This is a genomic window from Prochlorococcus marinus CUG1416 (genome assembly GCF_017695965.1).
Classification (GTDB): Bacteria; Cyanobacteriota; Cyanobacteriia; order PCC-6307; family Cyanobiaceae; genus Prochlorococcus_A.
Genome location: NZ_JAAORM010000001.1, coordinates 215,400 through 222,464 on the forward strand (window position 1 = coordinate 215,400; position 7,065 = coordinate 222,464).

8 protein-coding genes and 1 pseudogene are annotated in these 7,065 nt (G+C 31.5%); 6 read left to right on the forward strand and 3 right to left on the reverse strand.

Features of this window, described 5'->3' with window-relative positions; translation table 11 throughout:
- Positions 1–54 precede the first annotated feature (54 nt).
- The 4 genes from HA146_RS01160 to HA146_RS01175 all read left to right on the forward strand — a co-directional run bounded on the left by HA146_RS01160 (position 55) and on the right by HA146_RS01175 (position 4,152).
- On the forward strand, positions 55–441 hold the full coding sequence (locus HA146_RS01160; protein WP_209107774.1) for a VOC family protein: 387 nt from the start codon (positions 55–57) through the stop codon (positions 439–441).
- A gap of 12 nt (positions 442–453) precedes the next feature.
- Positions 454–2,862 carry an endonuclease MutS2 gene (locus HA146_RS01165; RefSeq protein ID WP_209107775.1) on the forward strand — a complete coding sequence of 803 codons (2,409 nt, stop codon included), beginning with the start codon at positions 454–456 and terminating at the stop codon, positions 2,860–2,862.
- Between the two features lie 39 nt (positions 2,863–2,901).
- Complete coding sequence (gene cgtA / locus HA146_RS01170) at positions 2,902–3,885, forward strand: Obg family GTPase CgtA (RefSeq protein ID WP_209107776.1); 984 nt, start codon at positions 2,902–2,904, stop codon at positions 3,883–3,885.
- A gap of 84 nt (positions 3,886–3,969) precedes the next feature.
- Positions 3,970–4,152: a hypothetical protein gene (locus tag HA146_RS01175; RefSeq protein WP_011375787.1), complete on the forward strand. Its 183-nt coding sequence runs from the start codon at positions 3,970–3,972 to the stop codon at positions 4,150–4,152.
- A gap of 63 nt (positions 4,153–4,215) precedes the next feature.
- On the opposite strand, the gene HA146_RS01180 is transcribed toward HA146_RS01175, so the two are convergent.
- Together HA146_RS01180 and HA146_RS01185 are read right to left on the reverse strand one after the other, a co-directional pair.
- A complete protein-coding gene (locus HA146_RS01180; protein WP_011817713.1) occupies positions 4,216–4,434 on the reverse strand; it encodes a CP12 domain-containing protein in 219 nt (72 codons plus the stop codon).
- Between the two features lie 128 nt (positions 4,435–4,562).
- Positions 4,563–5,507 (reverse strand): glutathione S-transferase family protein, encoded by a 945-nt coding sequence (locus HA146_RS01185; RefSeq protein WP_209107777.1) that lies wholly within the window; start codon positions 5,505–5,507, stop codon positions 4,563–4,565.
- Positions 5,508–5,530: 23 nt separating this feature from the next.
- Here HA146_RS01185 and HA146_RS01190 point away from each other — a divergent pair, with 23 nt between their 5' ends.
- Positions 5,531–6,436 (forward strand): aspartoacylase, encoded by a 906-nt coding sequence (locus HA146_RS01190; protein WP_209107778.1) that lies wholly within the window; start codon positions 5,531–5,533, stop codon positions 6,434–6,436.
- A gap of 117 nt (positions 6,437–6,553) precedes the next feature.
- Here the strand turns inward: HA146_RS01190 and HA146_RS09605 are convergent, their stop codons facing one another.
- Complete coding sequence (locus HA146_RS09605; protein ID WP_257469882.1) at positions 6,554–6,682, reverse strand: hypothetical protein; 129 nt, start codon at positions 6,680–6,682, stop codon at positions 6,554–6,556.
- Positions 6,683–6,868: 186 nt separating this feature from the next.
- Here HA146_RS09605 and HA146_RS01195 point away from each other — a divergent pair.
- A pseudogene (locus HA146_RS01195) lies at positions 6,869–7,065 on the forward strand (photosystem II q(b) protein); the annotation flags it as partial.

Genomic DNA, 7,065 nt, shown 5'->3' on the forward strand with positions numbered 1-7,065 from the left:
TATTAACAAAAATTTGGTTTATTCTTAGATTAATAATAAATTCAGCGCTTTGTTTTGAAGTTTTCACAAGGAGTTAATAGAATTGGTCACATCGCACTTAGAGTAGAGAATCTCGAAAGGGCTAAATCTTTTTATATTAAATTGGGTATGAATTTGGTTTGGGATGACAAAGATTGGTGTTATTTGGAAGCTGGTAAAGGGAAAGATGGACTTGCGTTGTTAGGGCCTAGTTATAAAGCTGCAGGACCTCACTTTGCTTTTCATTTTGAAAATAAAAAAGAAGTAGTAAATATTCAAAAAGATTTAAAAAATTCTGGTGTAACGGTTGGTCCTTTACATGAACATAGAGATGGAACAGCATCTTTTTATATGAAGGATACTGAAGGAAATTGGCTCGAGATGCTTTATGTTCCTCCTGAAGGGATTCAATCGAATGTTTGATTCTTTTTTTGTATGCAAGAGAAAAGTCATTCTAAAAAATCATATTTAGAGAAGACCATAGAAGATCAATCTATAAGTCTTTTGGAGTGGGATTCATTAAAAACGCATTTATCCTCATTTGCCTCAACAGAAATGGGTAAACGAGCAATCTTAAGTTTTGAAATCCCTTCAGAATACGAAGTTGCTAAAAGACTTTTGAATGAAACCGTTGAAATAACTGAGCTAGAAAATAATTTAGAAAAATCAATTAGTTTTTCTGGTGTTTGTGACATTAGCAGAAATATTGAGATTTGCTCAAAGGGAGGTGTAATTTTATCTTCTGACTTGTTGGAAATTGCGAAAACAATTTCTGCGGCAAGAAATTTAAAAAAAGTTTTATTAGATTTTGAAAAAATGCCCTATATTTCATCAGTTACAAAAAATTTAATTGATCATCAAAATATCGAAACGATTTTAAAAAATAGTATCGAATCTAATGGAAGGATTTCAGATTATGCTAGTAGTAAATTATCTATTCTCAGAAAAGAATTATTATCTAAGAAACTGGAAAGAAAAATATTAGTTGATAAATTTATTCAAACGAACTTAGCTTATTTGCAAGATACTATTATTGGAGATCGATATGGTAGACCAGTTGTAGCAGTAAAGGTTAATTATATAGATAAATTCAAGGGCATAATTCATGACTCTTCATCTTCAGGAAATACGGTATATTTTGAACCTGATAGTGTCGTCACTAAAGGTAATAAGATTGCATCTTTAGAGGCAAGGGTAACTGCAGAAGAATTTAAATTACTTCAGAAATGGTCTCAAGTTATTAGTGCTAATTCAGAAAATCTCATTGCAATGGCATCTATTTTATTAAGATTAGAAAATGCTTTTACCCGTTCAAGATATTCGAAATGGATTGGAGGTAAAATTCCTATTTTTGAGAAAAATCCCATTATTTCCTTAATTGGTTTTTCTCATCCTTTATTGATTTGGGAAAATAAGAAAAAAGGAGCCCCTCCCCCAGTGGCTATTGATTTTCATATAAATAGAAGTATTAAAGTTGTAGCTATTACAGGACCAAATACTGGAGGTAAAACGGCAGCTTTAAAAGGTTTGGGCTTGTCGTTATTAATGGCTAGAGCAGGATTGTTGATACCCTCAACGAATAATCCAACGATTCCTTTTTGTCCAAATATATATGTTGATATAGGAGATAATCAATCATTAGAAGAAAATTTATCTACCTTCAGTGGGCATATATTACGGATAAAAGAGATTTTAGAATCACTTAATAATAGGAGAGGATTATCAGTTGTTTTGTTAGATGAGATTGGATCTGGTACAGATCCTATTGAAGGTAGTGCTCTTGCGATGGCTTTGTTAAAAGAATTTGCAAAGAAATCTGATATCACTTTAGCAACTACACATTATGGAGATATTAAGGCATTAAAATATAATGATTCCAGATTCGAAAACGTTTCAGTTGCTTTTGATGAGGATTCTTTGAAGCCAAAATATATACTCAACTGGGGTATTCCTGGGAGAAGTAATGCTTTGTCAATCTCGAAGAGAATTGGTCTCGATGAAAGCATAATCAATGAAGCTGCAAATTATTTAAAGCCAAAAGAAGTTGATAATATTAACAGTATTATTAAAGGACTTGAGGAAGAGAGGATCAAACAACAGAATTCTGCAGAAGCGGCTGCAGAACTTATTGCTAGGACTGAAATTTTGCATGATGAACTTAAGAGGAATTATGAATTTCAAAAAATAAATGCTGAAAAAATCCAGGAGATTGAAAGGTATAAATTATCAAAACATATTGTATCTGCTAAAAAAGAGGTAATAGATTTGATTAAAAAATTAAGAGATCAAAATGTTAACGGAGAGGACACGAGAATTATTGGAAAAAGATTAAAGGAAATTGAGACAGAACATTTAACCCAAAAAGTTGAAAAGTCAATATCATGGAATCCTAAAGTAGGCGATTTTGTAAAAATTAAAAGTCTAAATAGTACGGGACAAATTGTAGCTTTAGATAAAAAAGGTGGTTTTTACGAAGTTAAATGTGGTTCATTCAGGAGCACATTGTCTGTAAATGACTTTGAAGGACTTAATGGGCAAAAGCCTAATTTCAAATTGTCAAAAATTGAGATCAAGTCTTCTAGACAAGATTTTTCTTTTTCTAAAATTAGAACTAGTAAAAATACAATTGATGTAAGAGGACTAAGAGTTCACGAAGCTGAAATAATTATTGAGGAGAAGATCAGAAAATTTCATGGACCACTATGGATTGTTCATGGAATTGGAACTGGGAAATTAAAACAAGGCTTAAGAAAATGGTTATCAGCTTTAAATTATGTTGATAAGATTGAAGATGCTGCTATCAATGAGGGTGGACCTGGTTGCAGTATTGCGTGGATAAAATAAAATTTAAAATATTTAAAACCATTTAATTAAGTGTATTAAGTGCAATTTATTGATCAAGCAAACATTATTCTTAAAGCTGGAAAAGGTGGTAATGGAATAGTTTCATTTAGAAGAGAAAAATTCGTTCCTGCTGGAGGACCATCGGGGGGCAATGGTGGCAGAGGGGGGTCAATAATATTGGTGGCTGATAATAATCTTCAAACATTATTAGATTTTAAATTCAAAAGAGAAATAATTGCCGAAGATGGATGCAAAGGTGGTCCCAATAAAAGATCTGGTGCTTCAGGCGAGGATACAATCCTTAAAGTTCCTTGCGGTACAGAAATAAGGGATTTTCAAACCGGCATTATTTTAGGAGACTTAACTAACAACAAACAGACTTTAACTATTGCTATTGGAGGAAGAGGTGGACATGGTAATGCTTATTATTTAAGTAATCAAAATAGAGCCCCAGAATTATTCACTGAAGGTAAAGATGGTGAGATATGGGAGGTTAAATTAGAACTTAAACTCCTCGCAGAGGTAGGGATTATAGGCCTTCCAAATGCAGGGAAAAGTACTTTAATTTCCGTTCTATCATCTGCTCGTCCAAAAATTGCAAACTATCCCTTCACAACTTTAATACCTAACTTAGGTGTAGTTAGAAAAGCAGATGGTAATGGTTGCCTTTTTGCCGATATACCTGGATTAATATCAGGGGCAGCTGATGGAGTAGGTTTAGGGCATGATTTTTTAAGGCATATTCAAAGAACGAAGATACTTTTGCACTTAATTGATTCATTTGCAGAAAATCCTATTCATGATTTTGAGATAATTGAGCAGGAATTAAAAAAATATGGGAAAGGCCTTTTAGATAAAGAGAGGATAATAGTATTAAATAAAATAGAACTTATAGATGATGATTATTTGAAAATAATCACAAAAAAGTTAGAAGATGTATCGAAAAAAAAAGTTTTAGTAATTTCTTCATCTTTAAAAAAAGGTTTATCTTCACTGCTTTCTGAGGTATGGAAAAGGATCTAACTTAAATTAAAATTTTTTTTGTAAATAATATACTTGATTTAATAATGAAAATTAGCCATAAATAAGATACTGCTTTTACAAAACATGAATTTCTACAGTTGCTTTGATCAACAAGGAAAAATAATAGCCAGATGTCAAACTATTCAGGATATTGAAGTTCTTAAGAAAATGGGAAGACCAATTGTAGAAGTTAAGGAAATGAAAAATGAGGAGTCGGTTGTATGTTCGCTAACAGGTAGCCCATCCGATTTTAATCGGGATTACTAAGAAAATTTAAGAAATAAAAAAGGGCTCTACAGGCCCTTTTCATTATCTATTGATTAAGACAACTTAATCATCATAAACAAGACATTCTGGTTCATCTGGGTTGGCATCACAAAATAATTCCAAAGCATTTGGATCATGTTTATCCTCTGGATGATGATCCTTATACTCTTCGAGTTCTTTTAGTTCTTCAGTTAAATGTCTGACCTTTGGAAGATTGCCCTCTGCTTTAGCAGATTCGATTTCCGATTGATCTTTTTGGATGTGTTCGTCAATGGATTTCATTTGAAGCTTTTTCGTACTTTAGTAGACATATATAAGATAGTTAATTTCTAATAAAATTGCATTATCTATGAACAAAATAAGTGTTCATTACAACATCATTTTTTTATCGAAATTGTTTTTTATATGTTTTAAGATTCTAATCTAATTATTTCTTTTAGTGATGGTAATACTGGGATTACTTGATTTGGGTTTAAAGGGAATAAAGCTTTGTAGTAATCGTTTTTCCATTCATTTTCGTAGCAAGTCTTATCTACATTAGATATTTTAAAAAATTTTATTCTCCATTCAATAATTTTCTCGAAAAAAGATAGTTCTTTTTCAGTACATTTAAAAAGTTTGCTATATATTAATTCCCATCTTATAAGAGTAGGAAAAAGGTAAATATCTGCGTAAGTTAACTCTTCTCCAAATATCCAATCCCCTTTACTCCGGCTCATTATATCTTCAATCTCGTTTAAAGCTGCAAAAAGATTTTTACTAGCTTTTTCATATGATGACTGGTTTCTGGCGAATCCGCACCTATATACACCATCATTTATGTTGTTATGAATTAAATCTAAAAGATCTTGATCACAGTCTTTGATTCTCAAAGTTTTTTCTTTCGACGTACTTTGTATTGAGTTAAGTAATCTTATGATTTGAGAACTTTCATTAGATAGGATATTTATTTCATCTTTCACGAAACTAATTAAAAGAGGTAAAGTCGCTCTGAAAATTATTTTTTTATTAGCTTTTTTGTAAAGGTCAGAAAGCCTTGCATACCCTTTAATTCTTTTATTGAAAATCCATTCGCAATGCTCAACATCTGCTTTTAAAAAAACAACTTTAACTTCTTTAGATAGTTGTTTTATTTTATGGACGAGTAAAGTTCTTTGACACCAAGGACAAGAATTACCTACTAATAAAAAAATTTGTCCATTTTCATTATTAATTTCATATTCATTATTAATTGTTATTCCTTCAGGCCTCTTATAATTGCCTTGTATATCTGATGGTGCGAAACCATTCATTAATTGTTTCCAAAACCAAAACCAAAATTTCTTCGAGGCTTTAACAAGGTATTTATTTTGCATAAGATTTTATTTTTAAAGAAAAAATGACTGTTCAAAGAATACTTATCGTTTCAGGCACTCATGGGAATGAAATTAATCCTATTTGGGCTGTTAAGCAATTTAATAGAGAGGAGAATAGTTTAAAATATGGCATTGAGTACGAGTACATCATAGGCAATCCTATTGCCTATGAAAAAGGCTGTAGATATATAGATGCAGATTTAAATAGATCTTTTAGAAAAAGTAAGAATTATGATCAGCTCAATAATAGTATTTATGAAATTAATAGAGCCAATTTTTTAGTGGATCAATTTGGAATTAATGGATCTAAACCCTGTCAAATTGCAATCGATCTGCATACTACTACTGCAAATATGGGAACAAGTATTGTTATGTATGGGAGGAGATTTAAAGATTTTTGTTTAGCTGCATTACTGCAGAATAAATTTGGATTGCCTATTTATTTACACGAAAAAGATGAAGCCCAAACTGGTTTTCTTGTAGAAGCTTGGCCATGTGGTTTAGTTATTGAAATAGGAGCTGTCGCACAAAATTTTTACGATCCAAAAATCATAAATAGATTTTTAATAATAATTGGCTCTTTAAGGGAAGAGATAGATAAATTGAAAAACAACCTTATAGAATTACCAAAGGAATTGGTTGTTCACGTTCATCAAGATAGTATAGATTATCCAAGAGATGAGAAAGGAGATATTGATGGCTTAATTCATCCTGAGAGAACAAACCAAGATTGGAAAATGATTAAAAAAGGAGATCCATTATTTCTTGATAGCCAAGGGATGATTCATAAATATGATGGCGATCAGTTGATTTGGCCTGTTTTTATTGGCGAAGTTGCTTATAAAGAAAAAAAAATTGCGATGAGCTATACCAAGAAAGAAGTAATTTGTTCCAAGAAAGAATGGTTTCAAGAGTTTGAAAGCTTTTAAATTAAGAAACTAGAACAATAAAACGCTGATAGATAATAAGGATTTTTTATTTAAAAGATAAGTTTATTTAATATTTTTTGCGTTTATTTTTTTTGCTACTTTTATAAGTTTTTCAATCTAAATTCTCTCGCTCCAATAAATAACAGCTCCAAAAGCCTCTAATTGCAGTCTTCTATGCTTAGCCTCTTTTATTGGCACCACCTCTTTCGATCTTTGTCCGTTAAGAAGCCATTCGATTATGACCAAATTAAATCCTTAATGTTAAAGAAAATATTAAGACATGGAGTTTCCTCTCTTCTATTTTGCAAAAAATAACTTTACTTAAAGAAAAATAATTTACACATTTTTAGCGATTTTGGTCTAAGATCTTTTAGCGGACTTATATTCCGTTTTATTTACACGTCTCACTTTAGAGACATACTTTACGAACTCATGACAACTATTCAGCAGCAGCGTTCTTCGCTGTTAAAAGGTTGGCCACAGTTTTGTGAGTGGGTAACATCAACTAACAACAGAATTTATGTTGGTTGGTTTGGCGTCTTAATGATCCCATGCCTACTTACAGCAGCGGCTTGCTTCATCGTTGCATTCATCGCAGCACCACCAGTAGACATCGACGGAATTAGAGA

What these genes read in the sequence shown, in the direction of transcription:
- HA146_RS01165 (WP_209107775.1), top strand. Translation starts at nt 454, where the DNA reads ATGCAAGAGAAAAGTCATTCTAAAAAATCATATTTAGAGAAGACCATA.
- HA146_RS01190 (WP_209107778.1), top strand. Translation starts at nt 5,531, where the DNA reads ATGACTGTTCAAAGAATACTTATCGTTTCAGGCACTCATGGGAATGAA.
- HA146_RS01180 (WP_011817713.1), bottom strand. Translation starts at nt 4,434, where the DNA reads ATGAAATCCATTGACGAACACATCCAAAAAGATCAATCGGAAATCGAA.
- HA146_RS01175 (WP_011375787.1), top strand. Translation starts at nt 3,970, where the DNA reads ATGAATTTCTACAGTTGCTTTGATCAACAAGGAAAAATAATAGCCAGA.
- HA146_RS01185 (WP_209107777.1), bottom strand. Translation starts at nt 5,507, where the DNA reads ATGCAAAATAAATACCTTGTTAAAGCCTCGAAGAAATTTTGGTTTTGG.